At 44.2% G+C, this 1,039-nt stretch carries 1 protein-coding gene and 1 tRNA gene; one reads left to right on the top strand and one right to left on the bottom strand.

Going from position 1 to position 1,039, the window contains the following annotated elements; translation table 11 throughout:
• Position 1: 1 nt before the first annotated feature.
• On the top strand, positions 2 to 817 hold the full coding sequence (locus tag R7Q38_RS24835; RefSeq protein ID WP_318114730.1) for a sterol desaturase family protein: 816 nt from the start codon (positions 2 to 4) through the stop codon (positions 815 to 817).
• A gap of 30 nt (positions 818 to 847) precedes the next feature.
• Here R7Q38_RS24835 and R7Q38_RS24830 read toward each other — a convergent pair.
• Positions 848 to 922: transfer RNA gene (locus tag R7Q38_RS24830), tRNA-Gly, on the bottom strand.
• Between the last annotated feature and the right edge of the window lie 117 nt (positions 923 to 1,039).

Here is a 1,039-nt window from a genome sequence, read left to right as displayed (position 1 = left end):
TATGGCTTTGGCTCCTATCTTTTTTCTCTGCATCGCCGCGGAATACGGTTTGGGACAGCGTCGAGGTAAACTGCCTGACAGCGCACAATATTATCTGCCGGAAGTGGCGTGTAACTTTGTGTTGGCAGGATTACATCAAGCTGCTGATATTTTAACGGGGTTGCTGATTGCGCATTTCTACTTGTGGATGTTTGATTGGCGATTATTTGATATCGAAATGAGTGTATCGGCCTTCTTGCTTCTTATGTTGCTGCAAGACTTTTTCTATTACTGGTTCCACCGTGCTAGCCATCGTATTCGTTGGATGTGGGCGGCACATGTAGTGCATCACAGTTCAGAAAGAATGAATTTTAGTACGGCGTTTCGCCAAAGCTTGATGTACCCATTGGCGGGGATGTGGCTGTTCTGGCTACCTTTGGTCATTATTGGCTTTGACCCTAAATGGGTTGTATTCGTGGTGTTGTTGAATCTAGGTTTGCAGTTCTTTGTGCACACGCAGTCGATTCGTTCACTTGGCCCACTGGAGTGGGTATTCAACACGCCGTCTCACCACAGAGTGCATCACGGGATCAATCGTCAATATATTGATAAAAATTACGCAGGTGTTTTGATTATCTGGGATCGAATGTTTGGCACTTTTGAACCAGAAATAGAAACGGTTCGTTATGGCATTTCTAAACCGGTAAACAGCTTCAACCCAATTAAGGTGACGTTTGCAGAATGGAAAGATATGTTCAACGAGGTACGTCGACCAAATTTAACGTGGCAACAACGTTGGCGCTGTTTGTTTGCTCCGCCTTCGGATTCAACTGAGTAACTTAGAAAAGAATTTTTTGGGAGTAGATATTGGAGCGGGCAGCGGGAATCGAACCCGCATCATCAGCTTGGAAGGCTGAGGTAATAGCCATTATACGATGCCCGCGCATCGATAGGACTCAGTTAATATGCCACATTGATTTCAAAAGAAAAGTCTTTTTTCATCAGTCGCTTGTCACTTGTATAAAAAACTGTCTTCTTGGTGAAAAAATACGCTTTCGAT

This window comes from Vibrio sp. Vb0598 (assembly GCF_033338935.1).
Taxonomy (GTDB): domain Bacteria; phylum Pseudomonadota; class Gammaproteobacteria; order Enterobacterales; family Vibrionaceae; genus Vibrio; species Vibrio alginolyticus.
This window is presented reverse-complemented; position numbering and strand designations above follow the sequence as displayed.